Consider the following 19714-nt stretch of genomic DNA (forward strand, 5'->3'; position numbering starts at 1 on the left):
TAATACGCTCTATAGAGTTACCGAGTCAATAGCACCACCCGTTTCTTTGTCTGGGTAGCATCCGTTCGATTCGGGCCGCGGATCACCCTAATATGTAGTCACTCGCGACGACTTGGGCGCCCATCTGATCTATGTCAGTATAGTTGGTAAAAAGATAGACCAAAGTCGGTGCCATCCAAGTGCCATTGGCATCCGGATCGTAGTAAAGCGCAACATTATTGACATCACCACCATAGGCGAGAATTAGCACTCCACCGTCGAATGTTCCATTCTGATAGTTGAGCACACCATCAACTTTGGCCGAGGTGTTGACAAGATCAGGTGCCAAATTCAGCACAATGATATCCGCACCGGAAATTGATTCCCCATAAAAGCCGGCAGTCGTCACATTCACCGTGCTGTCAAGCACCCCTGGACCAGCATTCGCCAAGGTAACCCCGTTCAATAAAATTGAATCATCCCCGCCGGTAAAATCCGCAATTCGATCAACACCAATAGGAACTGATTTAGTCGAAAATACAAACGTATCAGACCCCTGACCGCCTATAAGTACATCGGCACCAGCATAGCCATTGAGTACGTCATCCCCATCACCACCGCTCATAGTATCCGCACCGCTACCTCCATTTAAGGAATCACTACCTGCGCTACCAGAAAACGTGGTCGCATTCCTGCTTCCATTCGTGATTGTAAATCCGTTGCCGCTCACACCCACCGCAGACAGGTCGATCGTTTGGCCTGTACTAGTCAATGTGGCAATACCGAAATTCGTCGTTGCCGACGTGGCCACATAGGCAGAGCTGACAGTCACTACGGCAGCAGCGCCGCTCCCGATCACCAGAACATCTGCGCCTCCCAGATCAGTCACAAAGTCAGTGCCTGCGTCCACGTGGAACACGTCATTCCCTGCTCCACCCTTCAACAGATCATTGCCTGCCCCGCCACACAGCGAGTCGTTTCCACCGGCGCCAACCAGTGAGTCAGTGCCAGCGCTGCCGATCAGGGTCGTTCCCACAGCACTCGAGTTCGTTACCGAGAAACCTCCTGCTGTAAAAGAAACCTGCGAGAGATCAACTGCATACCCTGCACTGGTCAGTGAGGCAGTTCCGGAATTGGTTGTCTCGGAAGTCGCTGTGTAAGAAGCAGTGACTTTCACCGTCGCCTTGGCACCGGCACTGACGACCAGAACGTCAGATTCACTCAAGTCGGCCACCGAATCCGTTCCCGCGTCCACGTAGAACGTATCGAGCCCACCACCTCCCGTCAGCACGTCATTGCCTGCGCCGCCCACCAGTGTATCGGCTCCGCCACCACCACTGATCTTATCTGCCGACAGGCCGCCCGACAGGCTGTCCGCTCCTATTCCACCCTGGAGGGTGTCAGCCCCCCCTCCGCCGATAATGGTGTCGCCAAACGTGGATGTGGTGATGCTCGCGAAGGCTTCTGCCTGGGTACTCAAGTCCACCAGCACCGCTGCGCTGTTGCCCGCCACGACAATATTTTCAACCGCCACTATCGATGCATCGGTCGATGCAACGTAGGTGGTACCGATTTGCAGAGTATCGGTCCCGGATCCACCATCAGCGACATCGGTGCCCGCTGCGTTTCTGAAGATATCGTTCGACCCACCTCCGTAGAGAAAGTCGACGCCGACACCACCGATCAATGTATCGGCCCCATTGAATCCATAGACCGCACTCGTCCCGGTGCCGGTTACCGTCAGCACCTCCGCATTGCCCGTCCCCGTGGACAGGATAGCGTCCAGTGCCGTGATGTAATGCCCATCAGTCACCTGAAGGTTGCCGGACTTGGCAATCGTCGGTGTTGCCAGGATCACCGTCGTCGTCGAGCCGTCATTCACCGGCCCCAGGCTGGACCAAGGTGAAACCAGGCTGATCGCTCCCGCAACATCCTCATCCGCAACGGTGAAGCTGAAACCCGACGAGCTGAACGCAATCTCCGCCCGGATACGAGGCGCCTCAGACAAGTCTTTGACGTTCAGAGTCACTGCCCGGCTCGTCGCATGCCCAGCAGCATCCGTGGCCGTCACCTCGAACTGGTAGCCCGCCTGCGTCTCCGCGTCCGGGTTGCCCGTCAGCCTCACTTCGCCCGTAGTCGCGTCGATCGTGAATGCGGCAGCGTCTTCACCACCCAGGCTGTAGCTCACTCCTGCGCTGATGTCCGCGCTGTCGTCGGCCACCACCGTGTACACCACCTGCCCCGCACCGCTGTTCTCTTCGATCGCCGCAGCCACCGGCCCCGAGGTAATCACCGGAGCAGCCTCGTCCAGGTCCCCCACCGCCAGGCTCACTGCCTGGCTCGTCGCATGCCCAGCAGCATCCGTGGCCGTCACCTCGAACTGGTAGTCCGCCTTCAGCTCTGCATCCGGACTGACAGCCAGGTGGACCTCACCACTGACACCGTCGAGCGTGAATGCCGCAGCATCCGCACCACCCAGGCTGTATGTCACCGCGCCGCTGACCGCCGTTGCCACCGCCGTGTAGACCAGTGACCCGATCGGCTGGTTCTCATTGACCTCGACCTGTGAGCCAGAGCTGAATGTGGGCGGTGTCACGCCCTCATCCACGTCATTGATCGCCAACGTCACGGCCTGGCTCGTGGCGTGCCCAGCCACGTCCGTAACTACCACCTCGAACTGGTAGCTCGCCTGCGTCTCCGCGTCCGGGTTGCCCGTCAGCTTCACTTCGCCCGTAGTCGCGTCGATCGTGAATGCGGCAGCGTCTTCACCACCCAGGCTGTAGCTCACTCCTGCGCTGATGTCCGCGCTGTCGTCGGCCACCACCGTGTACACCACCTGCCCCGCACCGCTGTTCTCTTCGATCGCCGCAGCCACCGGCCCCGAGGTGATCACCGGGGCGGCTTCGTCCAGGTCCACCACCGCCAGGCTCACTGCCTGGCTCGTCGCATGCCCAGCAGCATCCGTGGCCGTCACCTCGAACTGGTAGCTCACCTGCGTCTCCGCGTCCGGGTTGCCCGTCAGCTTCACTTCGCCCGTGCTTGCATCGATCGTGAATGCCGCTGCGTCCACGCCGCCCAGGCTGTAGCTCACTCCTGCGCTGATGTCCGCGCTGTCGTCGGCCACCACCGTGTACACCACCTGCCCTGCACCGCTGTTCTCTTCGATCGCCGCAGCCACCGGCCCCGAGGTGATCACCGGGGCGGCTTCGTCCAGGTCCACCACCGCCAGGCTCACTGCCTGGCTCGTCGCATGCCCAGCAGCATCCGTGGCTGTCACCTCGAACTGGTAGCTCGCCTGCGTCTCCGCGTCCGGGTTGCCCGTCAGCTTCACTTCGCCCGTGCTTGCATCGATCGTGAATGCCGCTGCGTCCACGCCGCCCAGGCTGTAGCTCACTCCTGCGCTGATGTCCGCGCTGTCGTCGGCCACCACCGTGTACACCACCTGCCCCGCACCGCTGTTCTCTTCGATCGCCGCAGCCACTGTCCCAGAGGTGATCACCGGGGCGACTTCGTCCAGGTCCGCCACCGCCAGGCTCACTGCCTGGCTCGTGGCGTGCCCAGCCACGTCCGTGACTACCACCTCGAACTGGTAGCTCGCCTGCGTCTCCGCGTCCGGGTTGCCCGTCAGCTTCACTTCGCCCGTAGTCGCGTCGATCGTGAATGCGGCAGCGTCTTCACCACCCAGGCTGTAGCTCACTCCTGCGCTGATGTCCGCGCTGTCGTCGGCCACCACCGTGTACACCACCTGCCCCGCACCGCTGTTCTCTTCGATCGCCGCAGCCACCGGCCCCGAGGTAATCACCGGAGCAGCCTCGTCCAGGTCCCCCACCGCCAGGCTCACTGCCTGGCTCGTCGCATGCCCGGCAGCATCCGTGGCCGTCACCTCGAACTGGTAGTCCGCCTTCAGCTCTGCATCCGGACTGACAGCCAGGTGGACCTCACCACTGACACCGTCGAGCGTGAATGCCGCAGCATCCGCACCACCCAGGCTGTATGTCACCGCGCCGCTGACCGCCGTTGCCACCGCCGTGTAGACCAGTGACCCGATCGGCTGGTTCTCATTGACCTCGACCTGTGAGCCAGAGCTGAATGTGGGCGGTGTCACGCCCTCATCCACGTCATTGATCGCCAACGTCACGGCCTGGCTCGTGGCGTGCCCAGCCACGTCCGTAACTACCACCTCGAACTGGTAGCTCGCCTGCGTCTCCGCGTCCGGGTTGCCCGTCAGCTTCACTTCGCCCGTAGTCGCGTCGATCGTGAATGCGGCAGCGTCTTCACCACCCAGGCTGTAGCTCACTCCTGCGCTGATGTCCGCGCTGTCGTCGGCCACCACCGTGTACACCACCTGCCCCGCACCGCTGTTCTCTTCGATCGCCGCAGCCACCGGCCCCGAGGTGATCACCGGGGCGGCTTCGTCCACGTTGCCAATCGTCAACGTGAAGCTACGCTGCACCTGAACCTCACCATCGGCGCCATCTGCGGCAAGCACTTCCACTGAGTAGGCGACCTTGCCACTCTCGAAATCTGGCTGACCGATGAAGTACAGCCCAAGGCCCCCTTGCGGCGCCGTGCGGATTTCAAACAAAGCCGCATCGGCACCGCCAAGCGACAGCACCGGCGCCGCGGCGGCATCCACATCACTGGCGGCAAGCCCAGTCACCAAGACTCCGGCGCTGGCATCTGTTCCCTCTGCCATCGCACCACTGCCGCTCTCCAGGCTGAGCACCGGAGCATCGTTGCTGCCACTGATCGTGACCGTCAACCGGGCCTGAACCGTCTGCCCGCTGGCATTGCGCAACTGGTACGCAAAGACATCCTGCGCCAACTGATTCGCGGCAAGAGCCTCGGTGGCCGCACGCGAGTCGTCCAGAACGTATTCATAGATGCCGTCGGCGGCTAGGACCAGCGTGCCATACCCGCCGCTCACCGCCACCCCTGTCGACACCGCCCCTGGGCCGTATGCCGCACCAGGCGCCACACCTGAAATCGAGACGCCGGCCAGCCCAGCCGTTCCGCCATCGTTGGTCAGTACGTTGCCAATCGCCGTGGCATCGCCACCTGCGACACCGGCCTCGACCACCGCGTCGCCCGTGTTGTGGTCATCGGCTGCCTCGGGGGGATTGCCCGTCTGCGCCACGCCAATGAAGTCTGCAGCGCTCAGATCATGCAAGCCAGTCAGGCGCACCACCCACTCGGCCGACGTGGGGTCCAAGGAGGCGGAGCCGTTGGTGTCCGCAGAAATCCACGTCTCGTTGGCCGACTCGTACTGCCGGAACCAGACCCCGTTGGCGATGGGCGAGTCCTTGCCGCCCCAGACCAGGTCTGTCGCCCCAAGCAGGGCGGACAAATCAATCCGGTCCGCCTCGCTTGGCACTGCACCGGTAGCGGAAGACGCCGCGAAGTCGGCGATCGTGTCGTAGGTTGGACCGAATGAGTCCGATGCCGACGCATACACAAAGGTATCGCCGCCCCCCCCTCCAAACAACGTGTCAAGACCGGATCCACCATTGAGGCTGTCTGCACCATCTCCACCTTGCAGGATGTCGTCGCCAAATCCCCCCAACATCGAATCGGCACCACCGCCCCCCTGCAGCAAGTCGTACCCTTTGCCTCCATCAATGATGTCGTCGCCCGATCCTCCCAAAACGGTGTCACGCAAACCGCTGGCGATCAACACCGCACCTGCAGCGGCAGAACTGTTGACGATGGCGAAACCGCCCACCCCTGCCGTGATAGCAGACAGATTGATCGCGATCGCATCCGTGGTGAGGTTGACCAGCCCGTTGTTGGTGCCGTTGCGCGCCACCAGGGTCGCTGCGACTGTGGCATTGACCACCGCCCCGGCAGAAACCACCACGCCATCGCCCCCGCTGAAGTCGGTGATGGTGTCGCTGCCTCCTGCAACCATGAACACGTCCGATCCGCCCCCTCCCGTAAGGACATCGTTGCCCGCGCCACCTGTGAGGGTATCGTTGCCCAACCCTCCGACCAGGGTGTCGTCTCGGGCACTGCCCGTCAACGAGACCGCAGCACCAGAGTTGTTGACAACCAGATAGCCATTGCTGCCCGTGGCGGCAGCAAGGTTCACATTGACCCCGTTCGTGCTCAAACTGGCAGCACCAGAATTCGCCGTGCCGGAGGACGCTGTGAACGAAGAGGTCACACTGATGAAGGCCTCTGCGCCTGCACTGACCGCGAACGCGTCACCCGTCCCGAGATCAGTGACCGTGTCTTTGCCCGCGCTGACAACAAAGCGATCTGACCCGGCCCCACCTGTCAACAGGTCATTGCCGAGCCCTCCTATCAACGAGTCGTTCCCATTGCCGCCTTCGAGCGTGTCGTCGAACACGCTGCCAGTGAGCGTGTCATTGCCGAGACCGCCCAGAAGCAAGGACGCTTCCGCCATTGCCGATGCGTCCAGTCTGTCGTTACCGCTGCTGCCGTTGAGAGTTGCCAAGGGTCTGCCCGCCTGAAAGTAAGTAGTCGCTCGTCATTGGAGCGATTCATCAAAGAAGAGTGGTGGTTCCACCGGCGGCGACTGTGCCTCCCCGCTCGTCACCGATGGAACCGAAGTCATCGTAGGCACACCCACCTATTCCGGGCATCCCCCGATGCAGTGGCACCCCTGGTTCAAGGGGAAGCACCATTCCACGGCTCCAAGAAAAAGGGCGTTGCGCCTCTCGACGCAACGCCCCTGCCTGCCCAACAACACGTTGGGCCGGGTCGGCTCGTTGTCAGCCTGAGGTGCCCGTCGAAATTCGTCTTCTAGCGGGCCGTTCCTATGTGTCAAGACCCGGGAGATCCTTTGGCCGTTTCTTGAACAGATCGGGTGACTTGGCGCGCCAGGACTTGAGGGCATAGAGTGGCGTGAGATGGTCCAGGGCGCGCTGTGGGATGCGGGTGTTGTAGACCTTGACGTACTGCAGCAGGGTCTGCTCCAGCTCAGCGGCGCTGTGGAATCGGGTCTGTGCGACGACCTCGGCAATGCGACCGTTGAAGCGTTCGACCAGGCCATTGGTCTGGGGATGCTTGGGCGGGCACAGGCGATGCTCGATGCCCAGGGCGCGGCAGCGAACGTCGAAGTGGTGCTTGCCGCTGGGTGTACTGGACTTGCGCTGGAAACGGTCGGTGAAGCACGCGCCGTTGTCTGTCAGCAGCTTGTCGATGCGCATGGGTGCGGCCTCGTGCAGGCGGTTGACGAAGTCCACCGCACTGGTGGTTTCCATGTCCGCGTAGATACGAACGAACACCCAGCGCGTGGCCCGGTCGATGCCTACGTACAGATAGCGCCGCGCGGTCTCGTCAGGCATCTGCGGCAGGTACTTGATGTCCACGTGCACGAAGCCGGGCTCATAGTCCTTGAAGCGCTTGGGCGCGGCCGTCTGAGCCGGCTCCCCACTCACTGCCGCCTGCAACTCGCGCAGGTTGTTCACCCCGTGGCGGCGCAGGCAGCGGTCCAGCGCCGATCGAGAAGCCTGCGCGTTGACGAACTCACGCGTGACCACGAGCAGGTCGTCCAGGGGCAACAGCAGCAGTCGGCGCAGTTCCACCACGATGGCCTCCTGCGCGGCAGTGAGGGTCGTGCTGAGCTTGTGGGGACGATGACTGCGGTCCTCCACGCTGTCTCGGCCCTGCCACTTCGCCGCGGTCGGCTCGGAGATGTTGTACCGGCGGGCCAACTCTGCCGGGCTGTCCGTGGACGCCTGGATCTCGGCGCGTACACGCGGCGTCGTGCGTGCCTGCGGGTGGATCTGGCTCATGTGGTCGCCCCTCTTGTCTGGTTGCTCAGCACCTCGCGCATGACCTGTCTTGCTCGGTACAGCGGCCAGCTGCGAATGGGCCAATGATCACATGGGACCCAACACCTATGCTGCCATGGAGTGCTGAGCAGCATGCTTGCTGATCCAGTTCTCGAGGAACCGAACCGGCGAGTTGTAGCCCAGCGTGGAGTGGCGGCGACTCCGGTTGTAGAACACCTCGATGTACTCGAACAGGTCGGCCTGCGCGTCGGCTCTCGTTGCGTAGGTCGTGCCGTGCACCCGCTCGTTCTTCAAGCTGTTGAAGAAGCTCTCGGTCGGAGCGTTGTCCCAGCAGTTCCCTTTGCGGCTCATCGAGGCGGTCATGCTGTACTCGGTGAGCTGGGTCTTCATCGCATGGCTGGCGTACTGACTGCCGCGGTCGCTGTGGAAGATCACCCCGTCGCCTGGCTTGCGCCGGAACCAGGCCATCGTCAGCGCGTCGGTGACGATGTCGGCGGTCATGCGCGGCTTGATCGACCAGCCGATGATTTCTCGGTTGAAAAGGTCCAGCACGATGGCCAGGTACAGCCAGCCCTCGCCTGTCTGGATGTACGTGATATCGCCCGTCCAAACCCGGTTCGGCGCCTCGGGCGTGAAGTTGCGCGCCAGCAGGTTCTCGGCGATCGGCAGCGAATGCTTGGAGTCCGTCGTCGCCTTGTAGCGCCGCTTGTGCCGTGCCCGGATGCCGTGCTCTCGCATCAGCCGCTCCACACGACGCAGGCCGATCCGATGACCGCGTTCCTGCAGCTCGCGGTGCATGCGCCGCGAGCCATAGGCGGCCTTCACTTCGGCGTGGATGCTCTTGATCAGGGCCACGGCCTGCGGGTCCGTCAAGCGCGTGCGGTCGGGCTTGCCGCCACGACGCCAGGCGCGGTAGCCGCTGACGCTGACAGCCAGCACCTCGCACATGTCGGGCAGAGGGTAATCGCGGCGCTGCGCGTCGATCCAGGCGTACTTCACAGCGCATCCTTCGCAAAGTACGCCGTCGCTTTTTTTAGGATGTCGACGTGCATCTTCAGCCGCGCGTTCTCGGCGCGCAGCCTGGACAGCTCCATCTGCTCGGGCGTCACCGGCCTCGAACCGGGCGCCGTCAGCTTGCCAGCTACCGACGCCTTCACCCAGTTGCGCAGCGTCTGCTCGACCAGCCCCAGTTCCTTGGCGGCCACCACGATGCCCACCGCCTGCGCGTGCTTGACGGCCTGCTCCTTGAACTCGGCCGTGTATTCCTGCTTCGGGATCTTCTTCACTTCGCTTCCTTCAGGTCTCGATGCTAACCATCGACCCTTGGAAGACGAAAGACGGCAGGCAGCTCAGTTCAAGAAACGGCCAAAGGATCTCCCGGGTCTTGACAGCTAACCATCGACCCTTGGAAGACGAAAGACGGCAGGCAGCTCACGGTTCAGCCCCAGGTCCGCTTGCTTCATGCCTCACATCCTCGCCAACACCGCCCAGCCCGCCAAGCACATCGGTGACTCATTTGTGCAGAGCTTCCCTAGCGTTTCAAAATTAAGAAATTCCCACCCTGCGCGCGCACAGGATCTCGTGGATTTTCTATTTCAGGAAAGTCATTCAGTGACATCCCATGTCGAGAGATCACCGACAAGCCGGCAAGGGCTTGGTCATCATGATTTCTGGCCGGAGGAACCCCAGGAGAGATGGCTGCTGCTTGATGTTTGGCAGTAGGTCTTGCCTGCGATGACCACCATGTTGGCAGCTGCTGGAGAAATCGTGTCAGGGGCTTTTCCAGTACAAGATGAATGAGGACTCCCACGCCCACAGCGAAAGCCAGTCTCAATATTAATATTGCACTGAAATCTCTTTCGATCGTTAGATAGAGTGAGGAGAGGCGAATTAGCTTCTCAATCGCTTCCAAGGCAAATAGATGGAATATGTAAATTGAATAAGAGGCGTCGCCAAGCAGGCGTAGTGTTTTTGATCTGAAACTGGATTGCAGCTGCAGAAGTCCATATATTAATATAAAGGCAGGCATTCCGTCTGCAAAAGCTCTGTGAAATTGATTGGGGAGAAAAATTATGACTGCAGCCGTCGCACTCATTGCCCCCAAAGTCCATTGAGGAATGTGGAGTGAGTGTTTTGATATGGCGAGGTAGAGAATGATGCCAAAGCCAAACTCAAGAACAATCGGTGATCCGTAGAACTCTGTAAAGACAGAATCTGTCTTGTCGCCGAAATTCCAGGCTCCAAGAGCAAGCGCTCCCAGAAACGACAGCATTGTCAACAGCCGATAACGGCCTGCCAAAATGGAGAAGGCGAAAACCAGATAAAAGGCCATTTCATAGTTTATGGTCCACCCGGGCACCAGATGGGGCCAAATCATATCTGATCGGGTCTGATGGTAATGTGGAATAAACAGGTAGTCCTGTAGCGTCAGCAGGTTGCCTTGGCCGCTGAATATTTCTTTGCGCCAAGCCAGCGTAAGTGCAATCCAGTAGAGGGGCACGACCCGCAGGATTCGCCGCCACATGAAATCAATGGATTCGCGCCACCGATTTTCCGTGGAATTCTGTCCTGTCGTGGTGTAGGCCATGATGAAACCGCTGATCACGAAGAATACGTCAACACCTTCGGATCCCAACTTCGGCCAAAAGGACGATCTGGAGTAATTTAGCGTGTGATAATAAACCACCAAAATCGCAGCCGCAGCACGCAAATACTGAATCACCTCGATTCCGGGGGCTCCTCTCCGATTCCTCGTGGATGCATTCATTGGGGATGGCGGTTTCTGATGAAGAGAGTGTTGCTCGAGCGGGTAATATTTGAATCGATGCATCCCGTTCTTGCTGTACGAGTCGGCGCGTGGAATGTTTTTGGTTGCTTTTACCTGACTGACTTCACCGCCCGTTCAGCCTGTCGTTCGCTTGTGCAGGTGCCACTATCGGGGACTTCATTATCGGTCAACGCTCTCTGCCCGCACGACGTAATACCTGGGTCACGGGTTCGAAGAGATATTGCAGTGGAGTGCGTGTTTCCCCCTGAATATAGACCTCGGCTGGCATGCCTGCCTTCAGTTTTTCCCCTTGAGTCGCGTTGGCGACATCATTGGCATCGACCTCGATGTGCACCGTGTAGTAGGCCTGATTGTTCTGCTGCTCAATGAGTCGGTCTGGTGACAAGTAATAAACACTCCCGCGTACCAAGCGGGTGCTACGGTAGTTGTAGGCGGTAAACCGTATCTCAGCATGCTGGCCCGTATGAACCCGATTCACGTCTTCGGTTCGAATCCGTGCTTCCACCAAGAGCTTGGGATCATTCTGCAATACGTCCATGATCGGCTCACGCGGTGCAATCACGGTACCTGGGTTTGTCACCCGCAGACCAATGACCTCACCATCCACCGGTGCTGAAATCAGTTGTCTGCTCGACGCATCACTGGCTTTGCGCAGTTCCTGTTCAATATCTTGTACCCGTACGTTTGCAGTCTTCAATTGGTCACTTGCCTGTTGGCGATACTCATTGTCCAGCCCCTGGAGCTTCAGATCGATGTCAACGATACGTTGTTCGGCTCGAACCAGGTCTGCACGTCGCTCCTCCAGTTTGGCGGCATAGTCGGCCACGGCAGCTTCGAGTTGCAGGATGCGCGTCGATGCGATGAATCCATCGCTGACCAAGGTACGGTTCGATTCCAACTCCGCCTTCTGCGCTGCCATCGACTGCAGAGCCGCCGAGATCTGGGCACGCAGAGACTGCAATTCCATCAGCACTTTGCTGCGTTGCTCACGAAGCAGGGCCGACTGACTGCGAAGTGCATCGCGTCGGGCAGAAAATAGTGACTGCTCCTTGACCAGTTGCGAGGACAGAGCCGCATCCTGTTTGGCTGCTTCGAGTAGATAGGCAGGCCATACCAAGGCTCCTCCTCGAATCTGTTCCGTTTCCAGCCGGAGGACGCTGGCGCGTTCAGCCAGCAGCCGATAACTCAGACGTGTCTTGTCTGCAGAAACGGCCACATCCCCGAGTTCCAGCAGTACTTCTCCGGCTTTTACCTTCTGCCCATCCCGGACGAAGACGGAGCGGACAGTGCCACCCTCGGCGTGCTGAACCGTTCGTCGGTTCAGATCAACCTTGACATACCCGGGTGCAACGACAGCGGAGGACAAGGGGGCAAGCGCGAGCCAAGCCGATATGGGCAGCACGCCGGCGAGCAAGACCCACATGCCCTTTCGGGTAATTTCACTTGCCTCGCGCCCATGCAATGTCAGCAGATCGACTCGGGACACGGGTTGCGGCTCCAATAGCGCTGGAAGAGACATATGTCTATGGGCTCGATTTGTCCGTCAATTGAGCAGCCCCGCACCAGAGGCCGAACGCGCCATGGGCAAGACCTGTGCCATGGGAGGATTCGATGCCGCAGGGGTTGAGGCCTCGTTGCCGGGGTAAGTTACCGAGGGAGGTGCGGCCGGCGCTGCTGGCCGAGAGACACCTTGCGGGGGCGCAACGGCAGGCCCACCGCCGGCCGGCATCGGTCGCGCACCGCCGGAAAGAGCCTGAAGGACATCGCGGGCAGGCCCAAAGTGGGTAGCCCGCCCAGCTTCTACGACCAATATCTTGTCAACATGTGCGGTCAAGGTGGCTCGGTGTGTCACCACGATCACGGTCGTGTTTCCGCGCAGCTGCTTGAGCGTTTCAGCCAGTGCAAGCTCTCCTGCGCCGTCCAGATTGGAGTTCGGCTCGTCCATGACCACGAGCCTGGGGCTGCCGAACAATGCCCGGGCGACGGCTATTCGCTGACGTTGTCCCGGAGAAAGCAAGGCAGCATGGGGGTCGATTTCGGTGTCGTACCCCTCAGGCAGGCCCAGGATCATTTCATGCACACCAGCCAACTTCGCCGCCTCGACCACCAAGTCGGAATCCACCGGGCCCAGGCGAGCAATATTGTCAGCGACCGTCCCAGCGAACAGTTCGACGTCCTGGGGAACGTATCCGATGTGTGGGCCCACTTGTTCTCTGCCCCACTTCGATAGATCCACCCCGTCGAGTCGAACCACGCCTGCTGCCGGCGCCCACAGTCCGATCAAGAGCCGCACGAGCGTGCTCTTTCCGGAGCCGCTGGGGCCGATGATGGCCAGTGACTCACCGGTAGCCAGTTGAAGGGAGATGCCTGCGACGATCATCCTGTCGCTGCGGGCCGGTCGATAGACCAACCCTGCGGCCGTCAACTGCCCTGTGGGTGCCGGTAATTGCATGGGGGGTTGCCGACCCATGACTTGTTTGAGCATCGGATTCAATCGCTGGTAGGCCAGTCGGCCCTCAGCAAGCACTTTCCAACTGGCTACCATCTGCTCGATGGGAGCCAGGGCGCGGCCGAGCAACATCGTCGATGCAACCATGACCCCAGGCGAAGCCTGACCATCCAGTACCAAGTATGCGCCCAACGCCTGCAGCAGGACTTGTATACCCTGCCTCAGTACCCTGATGAAGGACGACATCGCCACGGCCCTGCGTGCAACAGGCCCTTGCAGATCGGCCAGCCGCATACTCATTTGCTGCCAGCGTGCGACGAGTGAATCGCTCATGCCCAGGGCCTGGGCCGCTTCCGAGTTGGACATTGCCTGTTCGAGGTATCTCTGGCTTTTGCCAGCTTCGCTCTGAACCTCTTCGATTGACTTTCTGGTCAGGCGATCGTTCAGAAAGGTAAACGCCAGCATCACGGCTCCTGCTGCGGCTGCGCCAACTCCAAGCCAGGGGTGCGCCAATGCAATTACACCAATAAAGACAAGGGCCCAGGGTGCGTCAAGCACGGCGATTACCCCTTGGGCCGAGAACAGGTTGCGCAGACGTGCGACGTCTCGCAGCGGTTCCATCGGCACAGGCCCTTGCCGCTTTGCGGCCTCAACAAGGGTCAGCCGGGCGATTTCAGGTGCCAGCGCGTCATTCACGATGCTGCCCAGAACACCCTGCAGCCGTCCACGCAGGTACTCAAGTACCCCTGTCAATGCGAAGGCGATGCACAGCCCAAGAACCAGAACGAGGAGTGTCTCCTTGCTTTGGCTCGTGAGCACACGGTCGAACACCTGCAAACTGAACATCGCTGGAGCCAACCAGAGAAGGTTGATCACGAACGAGAACGCCAGCGCCCATCTGAGCAGTCTTTTCATAGTCTCTCATTCACTCCCTGGGCCAACAATCGATGCGCTTGGCAGCGTAGTCTGGCTACGTTGCAGCGAGATAGTTGACCATAGCAGACCATGTTCGCCCCGCTGCCTCCGCGTCAAAGTGCGGTGTGCGAATACTCCCGCTTCGACGTTGGTTTTGAATGCTCGGCGGTGCTTGTCCGCAACCTCGGCACGCTGACCATCCGGCAAGCCACCCCAGGAAACAGGGAGGCCAGGACGGTTTGGTCGGTGCTCGGGTCAATACGCTCTTTTGTCGAACCAGGTCATGCCGGCGGTGCGGGCGATGATCTTCAGGTCCAGCGCAAGGGACCAGTTGCGTAGGTATTCCAGGTCGCATTCGATGCGGCGGGCCATCTTGTCGATGGTGTCGGTCTCCCCGCGCAGGCCGTTGACTTGGGCCCAGCCTGTGATGCCTGGGCGCACCTTGTGGCGCACCATGTAGCTCTTGATGAGCTGGCGGTATTGTTCGTTGTGGGCCACGGCGTGGGGGCGTGGGCCGACGATGCTCATGCGACCCTGCAACACATTAATGAATTGCGGCAGTTCGTCCAGCGAAGTGCGGCGGATGAAGGCGCCGAACGGGGTGATGCGCGGGTCGTGCTTGGTGGCTTGATGTACGGTGGCGCCGTTGTCCATCGTGGTCATCGAGCGGAACTTGTAGACGATGATCTCCTCGCCATCCAGGCCATGGCGTCGCTGCTTGAAGATGATGGGACCTGGCGAACTGCGCTTGACGCCGAAGGCGACCAGGAGAAGCACTGGGGCGATGAGCAGCAGGATGAGGCTGGCGAGCACGATGTCACTGGCGCGCTTGAGCAGGCCGTTCACACCGACGAATGGGCTTTCCAGCAGGCCGACCACGGGCACACCGTCCATGTTGTGCGTGCGGCCCTGGATGATGTTGACGCCAAACACGTCGGGCACGTAGTACACGGAGGCGGCGCTGTCCTGGAGTTGGGCCATCAGTCGCATGATGCGCGGCTGTTGGCCCAGCGGCAGGGTGACGTAGATGTCCCGGATGCCCGCGCGCTGGATGAGGCGAGGCAGGTCTTCGAGCCGGCCGAGCAGGCGGGAGCGTACTTCAGGCGGGCAACGCTCGGGAGCACGGTCCTCGAGGTAGCCGTAGAAGTCGTGGCCGTAGGCGCTACGGCGCTCCAGCATGGTGGCGATCTTGAGCCCCAGCGTACCTGCACCGATGACCAAGGCGGGGCGGCGTGCCTCCGTGCGGGCAGCATGCAGTCGCATCACGGATGCCCCCAGCAGGGCTGCACCGACGTGGCTGATGGGAGTGAGGGCTACCCACCAGATCAGCACCTCGGGTTCGAAGAAGTGGAAGCTGCGAGTGGCAAAGCCGATGGCACCCAGGATGGCGATTGTGGCCATCCAGGCTCCCGCAACGCCAACGATCACGTCGAGCGGGCGGCTGTGGAAGCGCTCCTTGCCGGGAAAGGTGATCAGCAGGACCAGCATGGCCAGGAGCATCGTGGCCCGATCCACGGGCTGCTCCTGCAACGTAGTGGCCAGGAACAGCAGTGCCACGGACAACGCGGGTTCTGCGAGGTTGGCGACGAAGGTGCTGATGGGCAGTGGTGGGCGTGCCGCGAAGAGAGAGTTCATCGCGTCTGCCGGGCGTGTGGCGACAAACGGCTCGACCGGGGGCAGTTGCGCCGGGCGGGTCGGTTGTGGCAGCGGTGGCATTGGCGGTTTGATGGAACCCTTTGGGGTGGTCCAGGAGGCGATTGACATATCCATTACCTTGCTCCCCGTGGCTTGATGCGTGATGTCCTGGCCGCTCCCGCCTTTCATCTGGCTTTGGCCGTCGTCAGGTCGCGATGCAGCCGCGGCCGTCAAGGCGTCGGCACTATGCTGTGGTTTGTTGACGTTAATGTGCATGCGCCGATTGGCAGGATTGATCCCTCAATCGAGGGGTGGCGATCAATGACTCATGCAACTCGTGCCGTTTTGGGCTGAGAGGTCCGGATGCAGCGATCCGGGTGTGGCGTGGCCGTGGCAGTGCTGGGGGGCGAGACATGGGTGTCTCCGAACGGCGGAGCAGATCAGTTGGGTACGTGGGAGGCCGCTGCGGCATGCTGGCCGCCTGGGCTGTGAGCAGTTACCGACAGGGCCTGCTCGTACCAGCGCTGCGTCCGCGTGGCCGGGCCGCTGTCCACCCGCCCGGCGTCCAGCGCGTCCACCAGGCTGGCGACGGACTGCATGAGTTCGCGCTGCGGTCGCCAGCCGAGGAGGTGGGTGAATTTGTCGAAGTCGATGCGCCGGCCGGGGGGGCTGGCTGTGCGGGCTTGCAGGGGGGCGGCCTGGATCGTGATGTGGCTGCCCAGCACGAGCTGCACCGTGCGGGCGATCTCGGCGGTGCGCAGGTTGCCCGCGCCGACATTGAAAATCTGCCGCGCCACGCTGGTGAGGGGGGCGCCCAACGTGGCGATGATGGCCTGGGAGGCATCGTCGATCTGCAGCAGGGGGTGCCAGGTGTCGGCTGCATCGGGCAGGGTGATGCGCCTCTCGCCGAGCGCCTGCTCGGCCATGGCGTTGGCGATGAGGTCGAAGCGGGTGCGCGGCGCCAGGCCGTGGCAGGTGGCCAGGCGCAGCACGGTGGGCGCGAAGCCGGGGCGGGCCAGGGGCAGCACGGCGGCCTCGGCCTTCAGGTTGGCCAGGGCGTAGGCGCCGACGGGGTGGGTGGGGCTGCTCTCGTCGAGCGGGCTGTCGTCCGCCGAGGGGGCGAGCGTGTCCACGCCGCTGCCGTTGACCCTGCCGTTGTCGTTGTCGTTTCCGTAGACGCAGCAGCTGCTGGCCAGGATGTAGCGCTGCACGCCGGCGGTGGGCGCGAGCTGGGCGAGGCGCACGCGGGCGAGGTGGTTGACGGCGTGCGTCCAGGCGGGGTCGAGCTCGGCGGCGCGGGCGTCGCCGATGCCGGCGAGGTCGACGATGGCATGGATGCCGCCGAGGTGTTCGCGCTGCAGGCCGCGCACGTCCATGCGACGCACGGTCAGGCCGGGGTGGTTGGCGACTGCATGCAGGCCGCGCTCGCCGAAGACCATGGTGTCGACTGCGACCACCTCGTGGCCGAGTTCGAGCAGGTCACGCACCAGGGCGCTGCCGATGTAGCCCGCCGCGCCGGTGACGAGGATGCGGCGTCGCGGTCCTTGCGCCATGTGAGTGAGCGGGGTCATGGGGAGGCCTTCCTTGGGATGCGTTTGTGGAGTCTGGGCTCGCACTTTGCCGAGCGCCGTCGACATTGCATCCCCCCGGCCCGGTGGCAGTGCCCAAGCGCGTGAAGTGCTGCCGGAACTCTTTCTGGGCCGGCGCGTGGTTGTGGTGCGGCCCGCTCAAGTCCGCCGTTTTGGCTCAGGCGTCGTCGAGCTCGACGTCGCAATCGCAGCCACTGCCGGCGGCGATCCACCGCGCGGCGCGGCGCTGCAGCCAGGGGGCGATGGGGCGCAGCCAGCGGGGCAGGAGGTGGCGCTGACCGGTCAGCACGCCGCAGACGTAGCGCTGCGCCGGCTCGTCCCAGGCGAGCGCTCGGCAGGCGCCGAAGCGGCGGGCGCTGACGAGGATGCCGATGGGGCAGGGCTCGGCCAGGCAGCACACGCCGCAGCCGTTGCAGGGCTCGCCCCAGGCCGGCTTGGGTGGGGCGTCGGCGTGGATGGCGATGGTGCGAGGCACCGCCTGGGTCACCTGTGTGCCGGGTTCGGGGCAGCAGGCTGTCTCAGCACCGGGTCTGGCGCTCGCGTCGGCGGATCAGCACCAGGACGGCGGCGGCCAGGCTGCCGCCGAGGAGTAGCTCGCCGCCGATGGCGCCACCGCCGCTGTCGTCGCCTTCGCCCGTGTCGGTCGTGCTGCCATCGACGCTGCCGCCCTTGCCAATGCTGACCACCGCGGTGGTGGTCGCGCTGCCGCTGGCGTCCGTCACGGTGAGTTGCAGCAGCACGGTGCCGTCGCCGGTGGCGGTCAGGCGAGTGCTGCTGCCGGTGCTGCTGCCCAGGCTGGCGATGCTGCTGCCGCTGGTGAGGCCCCAGCCGTACGCGCTGAGCCTGTTGCCCGTGGAGGCGCTGGACTGGGCCGCGCTGAAGGCGCCGCTGGCGCCCACGGCGATCAGGCTGCTGTCGTCGACGATGTTGGCCACCAGCCGGCCGGCGGCCGCCGCCTTGACGGCGGCACCGGCGTCTAGCATGCCGGCGCCACAGGTGGCGGTGGTGCAGTAGCACTCCCTGGCCTGCTCGGCTGCGCTCGGTGCCAGGCAGGCCGCGTCGGTGGAGACGGTGGGGTCGCTGCTGGCTCCGGTGGTGGGGAAGGTGCGGGCCGTGTCCTGCAGCAGCGAGGTCACCTGGCTGGGGGTGAGGGTCGGGTTGGCTGAGAGCATCAGGCCAATGGCGGCCGATACCTGCGGGGCGGAGAAGCTGGTGCCCACGGCGTAGTCGTCACCCCCGCTGGTGTAGCTGGCGGCCAACGGGATGGTGCTGCCGGTGTTGCTGGTGCTGCTGATCGGGTAGAGGCATTCACCTGTGTCGTTGACGCAGTTGCCGCCCGGCGCGGCGATGGTCACTTCGGGGCCGAGGCTGGAGTAGCCGATCTTGGTGCCCACATGGCGGACGCCGGCCACCGCGATCGCACCAGCGCAATTGGCCGGGGCGTTGACGGCCAGGCTGTCGTTGCCGGCCGATACCACCACGCTGGCGCCAGCGGCGATGGCCTCGCGCACGGCCTCCTGGTAGGCACTGTCGCAGCTGCCGGCGGAGCCCAGGCTGAGGCTGATCACCTTGGCCGGATTCGGGTTGGTGGGCACCCCTGCGACCGTGAGCCCAGCCGCCCAGCGGATGCCGGCAATGATGTCGTCGTCATAGCCGAAGCACTTGCCCAGCACGCGCACCGGCAGCACCCGCACGTTGCGGCCGAGCGCGGCCATGCCCATGCCGTTGTTGGTGGCAGCCGCCACCAGGCCCGCGGTCTGGGTGCCATGCCAGCTGCTGCTCGCCTCGCTACAGCCGCTGAAGGTGCCTGTGCTGGCCTCGGCGGCGCTGACCCAGTCACCTGGGTCGCTGGGGTCGGCGTCGCGGCCGTCACCGTCGTTGGAGATGCTGCTGCTGGAGACGAAGTCGTAGCCCGCCAGCAGCTTGCCGGTCAGGTCGGGGTGGTCCCGGCGCACGCCGGTGTCCAGCACGGCCACGACGACACTGGCATTGCCGGTGCTCACCGCCCAGGCTGCGGGAGCGTCCACGGAGGAGACGAAGGTGCTGTCTGGCGTGCGCAGGTACCACTGGCCGGCGGCGGGGCTTTGTGATGAGCTGCCGGCGTAGCGCGGATCACTGGGGGTGACGGCGTGGGCGCGGCGCTTGCGTGACGGCACGGCGTATTCAACCTCGCTGTCCGTGCCCAGCTGGGCGGCCAGGGCCTCGCTGCTCATGCCGGTGGCGGTGAGCACCTGGTGGCGGGGCCCGACGGCCGGCCCGTTCGACAGCTTCAGTCCCAGGCGGCTGGACAGCGCGGCGGCGCGCTGTACGGCGGCGAGCGCAGCGGCTGTGCCACCGCTCTGGGCGGACAGCGCTGAGGCCGTGCCACTGCTACTGCTGCTGCGGTATTTGACGATGACGCGTGCGGTGTCACCTGTGTCCGCCGGCAGGCTGGCACTGCTGCGCGAAGGGCCACGCTCGGCCGACACGGAGGCCGGTAGCAGCAGCCCCGCGCCCAACAGGGCGAGCGCGCCGAGCAGGGACGGCAGGGTGGCGATGCGTTGGATCCGGGGGGGGGCAGGTTGGGCGCATCCCCCCAAGTGTAGGCAGCGGCAGCGCT

The 19714-nt window shown here is 63.0% G+C and carries 10 protein-coding genes; all 10 read right to left on the minus strand.

Annotated elements, in window-relative coordinates:
- Positions 1-82: 82 nt before the first annotated feature.
- The 10 genes from NGK70_RS09695 to NGK70_RS09740 all read right to left on the minus strand — a co-directional run bounded on the left by NGK70_RS09695 (position 83) and on the right by NGK70_RS09740 (position 19583).
- Positions 83-6436, minus strand: coding sequence for a cadherin domain-containing protein (locus NGK70_RS09695; protein WP_310742592.1), 6354 nt, complete (start codon positions 6434-6436; stop codon positions 83-85).
- Between the two features lie 322 nt (positions 6437-6758).
- Positions 6759-7739 carry an IS481 family transposase gene (locus NGK70_RS09700; protein WP_251973035.1) on the minus strand — a complete coding sequence of 327 codons (981 nt, stop codon included), beginning with the start codon at positions 7737-7739 and terminating at the stop codon, positions 6759-6761.
- A gap of 105 nt (positions 7740-7844) precedes the next feature.
- Positions 7845-9025 (minus strand): IS3 family transposase gene (locus NGK70_RS09705; protein ID WP_251973032.1). Its coding sequence is split into 2 segments (ribosomal slippage): positions 7845-8776 and positions 8776-9025, totalling 1182 coding nucleotides; the frame shifts between segments, so codons are not numbered across the junction.
- Between the two features lie 245 nt (positions 9026-9270).
- Positions 9271-10569 (minus strand): acyltransferase family protein, encoded by a 1299-nt coding sequence (locus NGK70_RS09710; RefSeq protein WP_310742593.1) that lies wholly within the window; start codon positions 10567-10569, stop codon positions 9271-9273.
- 124 nt (positions 10570-10693) lie between these two features.
- Positions 10694-12013: an HlyD family type I secretion periplasmic adaptor subunit gene (locus NGK70_RS09715; protein ID WP_251973037.1), complete on the minus strand. Its 1320-nt coding sequence runs from the start codon at positions 12011-12013 to the stop codon at positions 10694-10696.
- Between the two features lie 57 nt (positions 12014-12070).
- Complete coding sequence (locus tag NGK70_RS09720; RefSeq protein WP_251973038.1) at positions 12071-13891, minus strand: type I secretion system permease/ATPase; 1821 nt, start codon at positions 13889-13891, stop codon at positions 12071-12073.
- A gap of 255 nt (positions 13892-14146) precedes the next feature.
- The gene (locus NGK70_RS09725; RefSeq protein WP_251973039.1) at positions 14147-15802 is read right to left on the minus strand and encodes an undecaprenyl-phosphate glucose phosphotransferase; all 1656 of its coding nucleotides are present in this window, start codon (positions 15800-15802) and stop codon (positions 14147-14149) included.
- A gap of 164 nt (positions 15803-15966) precedes the next feature.
- Complete coding sequence (locus NGK70_RS09730; protein ID WP_251973040.1) at positions 15967-17097, minus strand: NAD-dependent epimerase/dehydratase family protein; 1131 nt, start codon at positions 17095-17097, stop codon at positions 15967-15969.
- A 175-nt stretch (positions 17098-17272) separates the two neighbouring features.
- The gene (locus NGK70_RS09735) at positions 17273-17590 is read right to left on the minus strand and encodes a hypothetical protein (protein ID WP_251973041.1); all 318 of its coding nucleotides are present in this window, start codon (positions 17588-17590) and stop codon (positions 17273-17275) included.
- A 43-nt stretch (positions 17591-17633) separates the two neighbouring features.
- Entirely contained in the window at positions 17634-19583 is a 1950-nt protein-coding gene (locus NGK70_RS09740) for a S8 family peptidase (RefSeq protein WP_251973042.1), read from the minus strand.
- Between the last annotated feature and the right edge of the window lie 131 nt (positions 19584-19714).

Origin of the sequence: Sphaerotilus microaerophilus (assembly GCF_023734135.1) — a bacterium.
In the GTDB taxonomy this organism is placed as follows: domain Bacteria; phylum Pseudomonadota; class Gammaproteobacteria; order Burkholderiales; family Burkholderiaceae_C; genus Sphaerotilus; species Sphaerotilus microaerophilus.